The following is a 12,824-nucleotide window of genomic DNA, read 5'->3' as shown; positions in this document are numbered from 1 at the left end:
GAATCAGCCTGCGGGCTCTGCTACAATCCCACCCCCGACTCCACCAAGACCGGCACCATGCTCGATTTCATCAACCAGGACAAAGACCCGACCACCGGCAAGGTGATGCGCAAGGTACGCAGCTTCGTTCTGCGTGAAGGCCGCCTTACCGTTGGCCAGCGTCACGCCCTGGAAACCCTGTGGCCGCGCTATGGCCTGGAACGCGCCGGCGGCCCGTTGGAACCGGAAGCAGTGTTTGGCCGCGACGCCCCCCGGGTACTGGAAATCGGCTACGGCATGGGCCATTCCCTCGCCGCCATGGCGGCCGCTGCGCCGGAGCAGGATTTCATTGGCGTGGAGGTGCACCGGCCCGGCGTCGGTGCACTGCTGATGGAAATTGAGGAACAAGGCCTGAGCAACTTGCGCAGCTACTGCGATGACGCGGTGGACATCCTTAATCTGTGCATCCCCGATCACAGCCTGTCGCGGGTACAGCTCTATTTCCCCGACCCATGGCACAAGAAGAAGCATCACAAACGCCGCATCGTTCAGCCGGAATGGGTGGCGCTGGTGCGCGGCAAATTAAAGCAAGGCGGCACCCTGCACATGGCCACCGACTGGGAAGACTACGCGCAACATATGATGGCGGTGATGAACCAGGCGCCAGGCTTCCGCAATCCCGCCGGCGCCGGTCAATTCTCCGAACGCCCCGCGTGGCGGCCGGAAACCAAATTCGAACGCCGTGGCGCGCGGCTCGGGCATGGCGTCTGGGATCTGTTGTTCGAGGCGGCATAACCCCTCCGTGGGAAGCTTGCTTGCAAGCGAATGAGCTTTCAGGTCCCAAGATTCGCTCGCAAGCAAGCTTGTATGGTTACCCGGCAAGTCTTAGAAAGAAGAGACTTGTCGGGGTGGAGGGACCAGGCAAGCTTCTGACCCTAGGGTACAGACTGTGGGAGATACGGCCCCACCCCGCACCTTCAAACGCCGATAAGGAATCCATCGGCTGAGCACGCACTCAGACCGACGATACTCTGCAAGCCAGCGTTACGGTGCGCCCCGACAAGCCCATTTAACCTAGCTGAGAGGGGCACCCCATGGCAATGCCGGCAAACTGCCTGGAGATCGGGATTGATGTGGCCAAGGACGATCTGGTCATCTATCTGCTGAACGGGAACCAAACCCTGACCATCGACAACACCCCCCAGGCCATTCGCCAATGGTTGGCCACGCTCCCCAAGGGCTGCGATATCGCCATTGAGGCGACCAGTACCTATCACATGGACCTCACCGAGCGCGCGCACGCCAAAGGCCATAGGGTCTATGTGGTGGACGGTTACCGCCTCAGTAACTACCGCAAGGGCGTTGGAGGACGGGCCAAGACGGATCTGGCCGATGCCCAGTTGCTGGCGCGCCATCTGCACAAGGAGAAAGACGAGTTACGCCCGTGGAGCCCGCCCCCAAAGACGTACCGGGTGCTGCAGAGCCTGCTGCGTCGCCGGGCCGCCTTGGTCAAGGCCCGCACCGCGTTGCGCCAGAGCCTGAGCGGAGAGCCGGAGCTCAAGGCCCCGCTGCAGGCCCTGATCGCCGAGATGGATCGAGTCGACACTGTGATTCAGAAACGGCTCAAGGGCGCGGTGAGCACCGCCGGCTTACAGGCTCAGGTCCAGCGATGCGACGCGATCAACGGGGTCGGTGAGATCACCGCCATCGCCTTGGTCATGGCCTTCCTGAGAGGGGACTTCAAGAATAGCGATGCCTTCGTGGCCTTCCTGGGGCTGGATGTCCGGGTTCGTGACTCCGGCACGCTCAGAGGCAAACGCAAGCTGACCAAGCAAGGGGATACGGAGGTCCGGCGACTGCTGCACTGTGCCGCCATGAGTGCCTCTCGACATCCCGTCTGGCGTGCCTTCTACCAGCGCTATCGGGACCGGGGACTGCACACCACGCAAGCCTTGGTCATCCTGGCCCGAAAGATCGCCCGCACCGCCTTCGCCCTGATGAAGCAACAACAAGAATATTGCCCCGCAAAGCTCTTTTAAGCATTGCAGGGCACCATAGAATCTCCCACAGCGGCTTCGTAGTACGGTCTGTAATGCCTAGAACCGATATTGCGCGCCTATTCCCGCGCTGTCGTATTCCAAATCGTCCACGCCGTTGGCGTCGATCTCGAACTTGTAGCGGTTATAGGCCGCGATCACCGCGAGCTGGTCGGTTACCAGATACTGCAACCGTAAGCCGTAGAAGAAATCGCGGGCATCGTCATCGTCCTTGAAGCCGTTGTAGCCATCGCTGACTTTCAGGGTCACGTCCACACTCTGTATGCCCAGCGTCCCTCCCAGTGACAACCGCTCCGTCACCGGCATCAGGCCATCCAGAGCCACATAGACTCCGTCCGCTTCCACCTCCATCCTGCCACTGTAAATCCGGGTTTCGGCGTCACCGAACTGGCGATACCCGAAACGGGCCTGGAAATACGGATTGAAGGCGACCCCCACATAGAGGTCCGTCCCCCATTCCGCATCGGGTGCACTGGCATGGATGAACGGATCGATACTTTCCACCACCTCATCCAGATTACTCTCGTCACGCATCAGCGAGCCGCCGACCAGCAGGCGCGGATCCTCGGCATGGGCGAGAGGAGACAGCGTTGCCGCGACGGCGGCCAGAACAACAGGTATTTGAGCAATTGATTTTTGCACGGTTTCCCTCCGCTTGTTATCCCGTTGGTTATTATGATCCGGCCTCCCCCAAATCGAGACCGAAGCGCAAATCCTAGCACAGGTCACCGTGACGCCAGGGCCAAAAAACACCCCCCTATCCACACTCCGTCCACTCACGACAGCGCTCTACTCCACCTCCGGTAACTTCCATGACCACAGCGTCCCCAGCACGCCCATCGCACCGAGGCTGATCAACGCCCACTCGGTACCCAGCAGCGACACCGCCGCGCTGACGCCACCAGCCGCCAGCAGCAGCACGCCGATCACGGTATTGCTCACCGCGGTGTAGTCGGTACGCTTGGTGCCGCCGGCCATGTCCACCAGGTAGGTTTTGCGACCAATGCGTACGCCGGCATGAGCGATGGCCAGCACGAAGAAGGCGAAAGGATAGAACCAGGCGGCGGCGCCTTCGCCGGCCAGAGCCAGCACCGCCACCAGCAGGCAGGTGGCCGAGGCCAGGCCGCCGCCACGGATCATAACCTTGCGGCTGGAAGCGTCGGCCATGAACCCCCATACACTGGCGGAGACGGTGCTGGCCAGACTCGACGCCACCAGGAACCCGCCCAGCAGCGCGGCGCCGGAATTCTGCTTCTGCGCCAGCACCACCAGAAACGGCGACCCCAGAGCGGACGCCATCAGCAGGGCCCGGGCAATCACGAAGTTACGGAAAGGCGCGTCACTGATCAGCAGCCCGAGGCTGCGCCAGGCATCCTTCAAGGCATGACCACCACCGGCGGTTTCGCCAGCGAATTCATCCACCAAGGCGAATACCCCCGCCGCCAGCAACCACGCCAGCGCGGCCCCCACCAGCAACACGGAATAGAACACCATGCCCGGATCCTGGCCACCGCGGAACAGCACCACGCCGACCCCGAGCGTCACCAGACCGGACAGCGTCGCGGCGAGACCGGTAAGACGGCCGCGCCGGGCCTTGGGAATGCACTTGCCTTGCACATCCTTCATCGCCACCGAGCAGAAGCCCCTGCCCAGACTGAACACCACCAGCAGACCGGTGATAGCCAGACCGGCCGCCAGCCCCCGCCATTGCCACACCGCCAGCGCCATGCCCAGCACACAGAGCCCTTGAATCACCGAGCCGAGAACCCAGAATCCCTTGCGCACCGGATGCCGGCGCATCCAGGCGCCAATCAGCAACTGCGGAATCAGTGATCCGGATTCGCGGATCGGCACCAAGGCGGCGGTCAGAAACCCGGGGGCCCCCACCGCACCGATCAGCCAGGCGAGCACGGTTTTCGGGTTGATCAGCAAATCGCCGATCTTGGAAAGCAGATTGGCGACAATGATTTTGAAAAAATTGCCCGGCACCTCACGGCAGGCTTCTTCGCTGATGTCCGTGCAGGTCCGCGCATCCTCGTCATTGGCGACCAAGGCATATAGGCGATCCACCGTTGCCCGTGCCCCCGTGCCATTAACGTTCCCGTTGCTCATCATGTCCCCTTCTCACCGATCGACCCGACAAGAATAACATTCGCGGCTCGTGGACAGCGCTCTGAAACGCAACACGCAGGCATTCGCTGGCGAGCCAGCTTCCCACAGCGACTTCATGGCCCCTTCCGTGGGAAGCTGGCTTGCCAGCGAATGCAGCGCATGGACCACAATACCGGGGTGGCCGCATTGCATGCCTTGGGGGGGGTCGATAGACTTTGCCTCACCTTTGGATGATGACCCGAAATGCCCGAATCGATCCCCCAGGACTCCGTGGGCCTGGTACAGCCCCATACCCTCCATGTGGACCAGCCACTGGAGCTGGAGTGTGGGCGTCAGTTGCCATCCTACGACCTTGTCTACGAGACCTATGGCAACCTCAATGCCAGCGCCAATAACGCGGTGTTGATTTGCCATGCCCTGTCCGGCCATCACCACGCCGCGGGTTATCACGGCATGGACGAGAAACGTCCGGGCTGGTGGGACAGCTGCATCGGTCCGGGCAAGCCCATCGACACCAATCGCTTCTTCGTGGTGTGCCTGAACAATCTGGGTGGCTGCCACGGCTCCAGTGGCCCCACCTCCACCAATCCGGAGACCGGTCAGCTCTGGGGGCCGGACTTCCCGATGATGACGGTGAAGGACTGGGTCAAGAGTCAGGCCCGGCTGGCCGATGCTCTGGGCATCGAGCGGTGGGCGGCGGTGGTCGGCGGCAGCCTCGGCGGCATGCAGGCGCTGCAATGGGCGATCGATTTCCCGGAGCGCCTGCGTCACTCCGTGGTCATTGCCGCGGCCCCCAAGCTGTCGGCTCAGAACATCGCCTTCAATGAAGTCGCCCGCCAGTCCATCCTCACCGACCCGAATTTCCACGGCGGCCGCTATTATCTGCATGACACTTACCCTCGTCAGGGCCTGATCCTGGCGCGCATGGTCGGGCACATCACCTATCTCAGCGACGACGCCATGCGCATGAAGTTCGGCCGCGACTTGCGCTCCGGCCGCTTCCATTTCGGCTTCGATGTGGAATTCCAGGTGGAGTCGTATCTGCGTCACCAGGGCGAAACCTTCTCCCGTAATTTCGACGCCAATACCTATCTGCTGATGACCAAGGCGCTGGATTATTTCGATCCGGCCCGCGAACAGGGCGGAACCCTGGAGGAAGCGCTGGAGCGTACCCGTTGCGGCTTTCTGGTGATGTCCTTCAATTCCGACTGGCGCTTCTCGCCGGAGCGCAGCCGTGAAATCGTCAACGCCCTCACCCATGTGGGCCGCGACGTCAGCTACGCGGAGATCGACACGCCCAAGGGGCACGATGCTTTCCTGCTGCCGATCCCGGAGTATGTGAAGCTGTTCGGCGCTTACCTGCGCCGGGTGGCCGATGAGGTGGACGCCGATGGCCAATGATGCACAGCGAATCCGCGAGTGGATGCCCGAGCGTAATGATCTGAGCCTGATCAGCGACTGGATCCCGCGCAATGCCACGGTGCTGGACCTGGGGTGTGGTGATGGCGCGCTGCTGGCTCACCTGAAAGCGAGCAAGGGGGTTCGCGGCTATGGCCTGGAGATCGACCAGGACAATCTGGCCGCCTGTTTCGAAAATGGCGTCAACGTGATCGAGCAGGATCTGGACAATGGTCTGGACAACTTCCAGAACGATCGCTTCGATTACGTGGTGATGACCCAGGCCCTGCAGGCGGTGTTGCGCCCGGACCGCATCCTCGCGGAAATGTTGCGGGTGGGCCGCGAGGCGATCATCACCTTCCCCAATTTCGGCCACTGGCGGGTGCGCAGCTATCTCGCTTTCAAGGGGCGCATGCCGGTATCTTCCGCTCTGCCCTACGAGTGGTACGATACCCCCAACATTCACCTGTGCACGGTGCATGATTTCGAGACGCACTGCCGCAAAAACGACATCCGCATCATTCAACGCGAAGTGGTCAACCGCGATCACCGCAGCAGCACCCTGCCCCGGCTGTTGCCGAACTTGTTCGGCGAGATCGCCATCTATCGAGTGACCCGGTAACCGCGCACCGGGTCCCGCACACCCTGACTCAAGGAGACATCATGGCAACCGTGGTTCTGGCTTCCGGCAATCGTAAGAAGCTGGAGGAAATGAACGCCATTCTGGCGCCGCTGGACATGACCATCGTGCCACAGAGCGATTTCGATGTGCCGGAAGCGGAAGAGACTGGTCTGACCTTCGTCGAGAACGCCATCCTCAAGGCCCGCAACGCGGCCCGGCACACCGGCCTGCCCGCCATCGCCGATGACTCCGGTCTGGAAGTGGACGCTCTGAATGGCGCCCCCGGCATTTATTCCGCCCGCTTCTCCGGTGTCGGCGCCAGCGACGCGAAAAACAATGCCCTGCTGGTGGAAATGCTCGGCGACCTGCCCGATGCTCCGCGCACCGCCCGTTACCAGGCGCTATTGGTTCTGATGCGCCACGCCGAGGACCCGACACCGCTGGTCTGCCAAGGCAGCTGGGAAGGGAGCATCGTGCTTGAACCGCGCGGCGAATTCGGTTTCGGCTACGACCCGCATTTCCAGATCAGCGGCGACGACCGCACCGCCGCCCAGATGCCGCCGGAAGAAAAAAACCGCATCAGCCATCGCGCCCGAGCTCTGCAGCAGTTGATCGCGCAACTGCGGGAGCATCCACTGCCGTGACCCCGGAGCGGCCGCCCCTGGCGTTATATGTGCACGTACCCTGGTGCGTGCGCAAATGTCCGTATTGCGATTTCAATTCCCATCAGCGCGACACGCTGCCTGAAACCCAATACCTCGACGCCCTGCTGGCGGATCTCGACGCGGACCAGCGCTGGCTGGAAGGTGAGTTGGACCGGCCCGTTGTTTCGATCTTTATCGGCGGCGGCACACCGAGCCTGATGAGCGCCGATTTTTACCGGCGCCTGCTGGATGGCCTACGCCAGCGCCTGCCAATGGCCAACGACGTGGAAATCACCCTGGAGGCCAACCCCGGCACCGTGGAAGCGGGCCGCTTCGAAGGCTTCCGCGAAGCCGGCATCAACCGCCTGTCCATCGGCGTACAGAGCTTCGATCCCGGCCAGCTCACTGCTCTTGGGCGTATTCACGGCCCCGAGGAGGCCCGCCGCGCGGTGGCCCTGGCCCGCGCCGCCGGCTTTGATAATTTCAATCTGGATCTGATGCACGCCCTGCCCGGACAAACGCCGGCGCAAGCCTTGGAAGATCTGCAGGCGGCCATCGAGTTATCCCCCGCTCATCTGAGCTGGTACGAGCTCACCATCGAACCGAACACCGCTTTTTATCGCGCGCCTCCGACCCAACCCGACGAAGACACCATGGCCGATATCGAGGAGCAGGGCTTTGCCCTGCTGCAGCGCCATGACTATGAGCGCTATGAAGTTTCCGCCTTCGCCCGGCCGGGTCGCCACTGTCGCCACAATCTCAACTATTGGCGCTTTGGCGACTACCTGGCGATCGGCGCCGGCGCCCACGGCAAACTGACCCGCCGTGACGGGCAACGCCTGCGTTATCAAAAAACCCGGCAGCCGGAAGCCTATCTTCAGGCACCGGAACAGGCACGCCGCAGTGTCACCGCCATAGAAGATCCTCTGTTCGAAGCGTTGATGAACGCACTGCGTCTGGTCAACGGCGTTCCTTCATGCACATTGAGCCAATACTGTGGCGTGGATCAGGAGCGCATCGCCGCTCTGCTGGCCCCCTTGCGTGAACGCGACCTGCTGCAACCGGATCCGGATCAAATCGTTTGCACCGCTTTGGGATTACGCCACCTCAACACCGTGTTGGCGCTTATTGGGGAATCCCTCTCTGCCTCTTGATGCCTGCCTGATTTCTGGGCACACTCGGGCATTCTGGACGCCGTGGCCGCCGGGTTTGCCCTCATTATTCCGATCCGCTTTGTCGATTTGCCCTTGCCCCGAGCGACCCAGCCAGGAAAGAAAAAATCAAAACCACAGGGACGCAGCTTTATCCGTTTCCGGTTTCGCCGGTTCGCCAAATGATTCATAGCCATCGGCAGGTATCAGGGCCGCTGTAGGAGCTTGTATGCTGCCTTGCAAGCTCCAGCGCGCCATTCGCCAGCAAGCCGGCTTCCACGGATCATGCTACGAAGCCGCTGTGGGAAGCTTGCTTGCAAGCGAATGACCAACGGCCCAGGCGCATTCGCGCCAAGGCCGCTTCCCACAGCGGCTTCGTAGTCCGGCCCGTGGAAAGCTGGCAGGCAACGAAAATATCTAAACAAGCAGGTTGCACATCGGGGTTTGGATCATGACAAAACGCATGGTGATTATGCTGGTCTGCGTTGGCGTATTGTTCGGCGCCATCTTTGGCTGGAAGGCGTTCATCAACCATATGATGACGGGCTTCTTCGACAATATGCCCATGCCGGTGGCGAACGTCTCCACCGCCGAGGCGACCCGGGACGAATGGGCGCTGTCACTGGAAGCGGTGGGCACCGTGGAAGCGGTCAACGGCGTCGACGTCACCAGCCAGGTCGGCGGCGAAGTGGCGGCCATCGAGTTCACCTCCGGCGACCAGGTGAAAAAAGGCGACCTTCTCGTGCGGCTGGAATCCCGCGCCGACCAGGCTCAGTTGAAGGCGTTGCAGGCCACGGCTCAGTTGGCGTCCCAGGAATACGATCGCTATCAACGGCTGTTCAAACAAGGGTCGATCTCACAATCCGAGCTGGACAACCGCCGTGCTCAAAGGGATCAATCCATGGCCCAGGCGGACGCGCAGCGGCAGCAGCTCAGCTACAAGACCATTCGCGCGCCCTTCGACGGGGTCCTTGGGATCCGCCGCGTGGATATCGGCCAGTACCTGCAACCCGGCACCCCGGTGGTCAGCCTGGCGCAACTGGATCCGATCTTCGTCAACTTCGCCCTGCCCGAACAAGCGCTGAGCAAGATCGGCACCGGTCTGACCGCCCGTGCCTCGCTGGACGCTTACCCGGATGACACGTTCGAGGGCACCATCACCGCCATCGAGCCGGGCGTCAACGAGACCACCCGCAACGTCACCATTCAGGCGTCCTTCGACAACGCGGATCAGCGTATGCGCCCGGGTATGTTCGCCAATATCACCATCCAGCTGCCGCAATCCGAACCCGTGGTGGTGATCCCCCGCACGGCGGTGGCCTACGCCCCTTACGGCAACGCCGTGTTCGTGATCCAGGACGCGCCGGCGAAGGAAGATGCGCAAGCCGGACAGCAAAGCGAGGACGGCGTCGGCAAGATCGTGCGCAAGCGGTTCGTGAAGCTGGGACGCCAGCGCGGTGATCTGGTGGTGGTGGAATCCGGTCTGGAGCCCGGAGAGATTGTCGCCACCAGTGGCCTGCTCAAGCTGCGTAATGACGCGCCCGTGGCTATTGAGAATGACGTACAGCCTTCCGCGGAAGCCACGCCCGAGCCGGCGAACAGCTGAGGTCGCCCATGAAATTCACGGATATCTTCATCAATAAACCGGTTCTGGCCTCGGTGGTCAGCCTGTTTATTCTGCTTCTCGGGTTGCGCGCCGCCACGGAATTGAACGTGCGCCAGTATCCCGAGCTGGAAAACGCGGTGATCACCGTCACCACCATTTACACCGGTGCCGACGCGGACCTGATCCAGGGCTTTATCACCACGCCGCTGGAACAGGAAATCGCTTCGGCGAACGGCATCGACTATCTGGTTTCCACATCCCTGCAAGGGGCCTCCTCGATCCAGGCTTATGTGCGGCTGGGCCAGGATCCCAACGAAACCCTGACGCAGGTCGTCGCCAAGGTGAACAAGATGCGCAGCGAGCTGCCGGAGGAGTCCGAGGACCCCACGGTGGAGCTGGCCATCGGTGATGACATCGCCGCAATGTATTTGTCGTTTTCCTCCCAGGTACTGGATAACAACCAGATCACCGATTATCTGGTGCGCGTGGTGCAGCCAAAACTGGCCACCATCAACGGTGTGCAGCGGGCACGGATTCTCGGTGACCGCACCTTCGCCATGCGCGCCTGGCTGAAGCCTGAGCGCATGGCGGCGCTGGGTATCACTCCTTCCGATGTCTATGCCGCGCTGGAGCAGAACAATGTCCTTGCCGCGGTGGGCAGCACCAAGGGCACCAATGTGGCGCTGGACCTCAAGGCGGAAACCGACCTCAATGACGTCGCCGGCTTCCGGCGTCTGGTGATCCGCGCCCAGGACAATGCCATCGTGCGCCTCGAGGACGTGGCCGACGTGGAACTGGGATCGGAATCCTATGCCGCCTCGGTGACCTTCAACGGCCAGAAGGCCACGTTCATGGGTATCGAAGTGGCCCCGGACGCCAACTCCCTGGACGTGATCGCCGAGGTAAGGAAGGTGCTGGAAGACGAGATCTTTCCGCAAATGCCGGAGGGTCTGGAAGGCAATATTCCTTACGACGGCACCGAGTATATTCAGGACTCCATCGACGAGGTGGTGAAGACCCTGGTGGAAGCGGTGCTCATCGTTATTCTGGTGATTTACGCTTTCCTTGGCTCCTTCCGCACCGTGTTGATTCCCGCCATCGCCGTGCCACTTTCCATGGTCGGCGCTCTGTTCCTGATGTTGCTGATGGGGTTCTCCATCAACCTGCTGACATTGTTGGCCATGGTGTTGGCGATCGGCATCGTGGTGGACGACGCCATCATTGTCCTGGAAAACGTGCATCGCCATGTGGAGGAGGGACTGTCTCCCAAGGACGCGGCACTCAAGGGTGCGCGCGAGCTGGCCTGGCCGGTGGTGGCGATGACCACCACGCTGGTGGCGGTGTACCTGCCGATCGGTTTCATGGGCGGACTCACCGGCACTCTGTTCGTGGAATTCGCCTTCTCCCTGGCCGGCGCGGTACTGCTCTCCGGCGTGGTGGCGCTGACCCTGTCTCCGATGATGTGCGCCAAAATTCTCAAGCCCCATGACCCCGAGCATCGAGGCAATCGCTTTGAAGCCTGGTTGAACCGTCAGTTCGAGAAACTGGCCGGCAGCTATGAGCGGCGACTGCACGGCGCCCTGAATGACGTGCCCACGGTGCTGGTGTTCGGTCTGATCATTCTGGTGTCCTGTTACTTCCTGTTCGTCACCTCGCCGAGCGAACTGGAGCCCAAGGAAGACCAGGGCTTCGTGCTGGTCTCCTCCACCGCCGACCCTTACGTGACGCTGGACTACCTGGAGCCGTTCACCCGGGAGCTGGAACAGATCGCCGCCGACACCCCGGCGGTGGAAAACATCTTCCTGCTCAACGGCCTTGGCGGTGGCGCCGGTACCGCCGCCTCCAACACCGCCCTAGCGGGCTTCGTGCTGGACAGTTGGAATGAGCGGGATGTCACCACTCACGAGTTCCAGCAACAGTTGTCCGAGCAAGTAAACAGCGTCGCCGGTCTGCAATCGGCGGTGTTCGTGCCACCGTCCCTGCCCAGCGGTGGTGGCATGTTGCCGGTGGAGTTCGTTATCGGCACCACCGAACCCACCGAGAATCTGCAGGAACTGGCCAACCAGATCCTGGGCAAGGCGCAGGAAAGCCGCAAGTTCATCTTCCTGGATACGGACCTGAAGATCGACAAGCCGCGCTATAACATCGTTATCGACCGGGAGAAAGCCGCATCACTGGGCATCACCATGCGTCAGTTGGCGCAGGAACTGGGCGCCATGTTGTCCGGCGCTTACGCCAACCGCTTCTCCCTGGAAAACCGGTCCTACAAGGTGATTCCCCAGGTTCAGCGCAGCGATCGGCTGACGCCGGAACAGTTGCAGCAATACTACATTCGCACCGGCTCCGGCGAACTGATTCCGCTGGCCACCCTGGTGCGTCTGGAAGAAACCGTGCAACCGCAACAATTGAAACGGTTCCAGCAGTTGAACTCGGTGACCATTTCCGGCGTGCAGCGCCCCGGGGTGACGCTGGGCGAAGCGCTCGGCATTCTGGAAAGCGCCGCACAGGAAGTGCTGCCTCCCGGCTACAGCTTGGACTATTCCGGGCAGTCTCGGCAGTTCAAGAAAGAAGGCAGCGATCTGATGATCACGTTCTTCTTTGCCCTGATCGTGATCTACCTGGTTCTGGCGGCCCAGTTCGAATCCTTCCGCGACCCGATCATCATGCTGGTCACGGTGCCCATGTCCGTGTGCGGCGCCATGATCTTCGTCAGCCTGGGTCTGGCCACCCTCAACATCTACACGCAGGTGGGGCTGGTGACCTTGATCGGGGTGATATCGAAACACGGGATTCTGATCGTGGAGTTCGCCAACAAGATGCAGGAAGAGGGCATGGGCAAACGGGAGGCCATCGAACACGCCGCCGCCGTGCGCCTGCGTCCGGTACTGATGACCACGGCGGCTCTGGTGCTGGCGATGATTCCGCTGCTGATCGCCGCCGGCCCCGGCGGCGGCGCCCGCTTCGCCATCGGTCTGGTGGTGGCCGCCGGCATGACCATCGGCACCCTGTTCACCCTGTTCGTGGTGCCGGCCATGTACATGCTGTTGGGCCGTAACGAAGGGCATGGTGACGAAGAGACGGAGACATTGCCGGAACCGGCGGAGACTTGATCGGAGTTGGGCCAGTGCTGTCCCACTGTTGTGGGACAGCCGCTTATACGCACATACCATTCGCGAGTGAACTCGCTTCCCACAGACAAGACTACGAAGCCGCTGTGGGAGCTTCGTCCTGCCTTGGCGGGAGAACTCCCACGTA

Annotated in this window: 10 protein-coding genes; 8 read left to right on the top strand and 2 right to left on the bottom strand. The window is 61.8% G+C overall.

Translation table 11 applies throughout. The features are described from left to right. Positions 1-57: 57 nt before the first annotated feature. Both trmB and E0L37_RS16305 read left to right on the top strand, forming a co-directional pair. Entirely contained in the window at positions 58-774 is a 717-nt protein-coding gene (gene trmB / locus E0L37_RS16310) for a tRNA (guanosine(46)-N7)-methyltransferase TrmB (RefSeq protein WP_133492825.1), read from the top strand. Positions 775-1,073: 299 nt separating this feature from the next. Continuing rightward, the gene (locus E0L37_RS16305) at positions 1,074-2,018 is read left to right on the top strand and encodes an IS110 family transposase (RefSeq protein ID WP_133492762.1); all 945 of its coding nucleotides are present in this window, start codon (positions 1,074-1,076) and stop codon (positions 2,016-2,018) included. A 57-nt stretch (positions 2,019-2,075) separates the two neighbouring features. On the opposite strand, the gene E0L37_RS16300 is transcribed toward E0L37_RS16305, so the two are convergent. Both E0L37_RS16300 and E0L37_RS16295 read right to left on the bottom strand, forming a co-directional pair. Continuing rightward, positions 2,076-2,678: a porin family protein gene (locus E0L37_RS16300; RefSeq protein ID WP_166643087.1), complete on the bottom strand. Its 603-nt coding sequence runs from the start codon at positions 2,676-2,678 to the stop codon at positions 2,076-2,078. 147 nt (positions 2,679-2,825) lie between these two features. Continuing rightward, positions 2,826-4,151: an MFS transporter gene (locus E0L37_RS16295; RefSeq protein WP_370450580.1), complete on the bottom strand. Its 1,326-nt coding sequence runs from the start codon at positions 4,149-4,151 to the stop codon at positions 2,826-2,828. A gap of 240 nt (positions 4,152-4,391) precedes the next feature. On the opposite strand from E0L37_RS16295, the gene E0L37_RS16290 reads away from it, so the two are divergent. The 6 genes from E0L37_RS16290 to E0L37_RS16265 all read left to right on the top strand — a co-directional run bounded on the left by E0L37_RS16290 (position 4,392) and on the right by E0L37_RS16265 (position 12,679). Then, positions 4,392-5,549, top strand: coding sequence for a homoserine O-acetyltransferase (locus E0L37_RS16290; RefSeq protein WP_133492760.1), 1,158 nt, complete (start codon positions 4,392-4,394; stop codon positions 5,547-5,549). Further along, positions 5,539-6,168: a methionine biosynthesis protein MetW gene (gene metW, locus E0L37_RS16285; protein WP_133492759.1), complete on the top strand. Its 630-nt coding sequence runs from the start codon at positions 5,539-5,541 to the stop codon at positions 6,166-6,168. Before E0L37_RS16290 ends, metW begins: the two co-directional genes overlap by 11 nt. Positions 6,169-6,209: 41 nt before the next feature. Further along, on the top strand, positions 6,210-6,812 hold the full coding sequence (gene rdgB / locus E0L37_RS16280) for an RdgB/HAM1 family non-canonical purine NTP pyrophosphatase (protein ID WP_201303758.1): 603 nt from the start codon (positions 6,210-6,212) through the stop codon (positions 6,810-6,812). Continuing rightward, positions 6,809-7,966 (top strand): radical SAM family heme chaperone HemW, encoded by a 1,158-nt coding sequence (hemW, locus tag E0L37_RS16275; protein ID WP_133492757.1) that lies wholly within the window; start codon positions 6,809-6,811, stop codon positions 7,964-7,966. Before rdgB ends, hemW begins: the two co-directional genes overlap by 4 nt. Before the next feature lie 448 nt (positions 7,967-8,414). After that, on the top strand, positions 8,415-9,569 hold the full coding sequence (locus tag E0L37_RS16270; RefSeq protein WP_133492756.1) for an efflux RND transporter periplasmic adaptor subunit: 1,155 nt from the start codon (positions 8,415-8,417) through the stop codon (positions 9,567-9,569). An 8-nt stretch (positions 9,570-9,577) separates the two neighbouring features. Next, positions 9,578-12,679, top strand: a complete 3,102-nt coding sequence (locus E0L37_RS16265; RefSeq protein ID WP_133492755.1) for an efflux RND transporter permease subunit — start codon at positions 9,578-9,580, stop codon at positions 12,677-12,679. Positions 12,680-12,824: the final 145 nt, after the last annotated feature.

Origin of the sequence: Alcanivorax sp. 24 (genome assembly GCF_004360225.1) — a bacterium.
Classification (GTDB): Bacteria; Pseudomonadota; Gammaproteobacteria; order Pseudomonadales; family Alcanivoracaceae; genus Alloalcanivorax; species Alloalcanivorax xiamenensis.
Note: the sequence above shows the minus strand (reverse complement) of the source record. Positions and strands in the feature narration are given on the sequence as shown.